This window comes from Jeotgalibacillus sp. ET6 (assembly GCF_029667115.1).
GTDB lineage: Bacteria > Bacillota > Bacilli > Bacillales > Jeotgalibacillaceae > Jeotgalibacillus.
The window spans coordinates 1-201 of sequence record NZ_JARUIU010000375.1 but is presented as its reverse complement, the minus strand read 5'-3'; the positions used below and the strand labels follow the sequence as shown (position 1 = coordinate 201).

At 36.8% G+C, this 201-nt stretch carries 1 pseudogene; it reads left to right on the top strand.

What is annotated here, in order from left to right:
* Positions 1-201 (top strand): annotated as a pseudogene (locus P6709_RS20455) (IS3 family transposase); the annotation flags it as partial.

Below are 201 nucleotides of genomic sequence, written 5' to 3'. Positions count from 1 at the left end.
CATAAAAAAGTGTATCGCATCATGAAAGAACTCGGATTAAAGTGTGTTAAATTCATGCGCAAATCCCGCAAATATAAATCCTATAAAGGAAAGGTTGGGAAGGTAGCGAAAAACCGGTTAAATAGACGTTTCCATACTTCTATCCCCCTTCAAAAATTAGTCACTGACGTGACAGAATTTAAATGTCTCGGAGAAGACAAA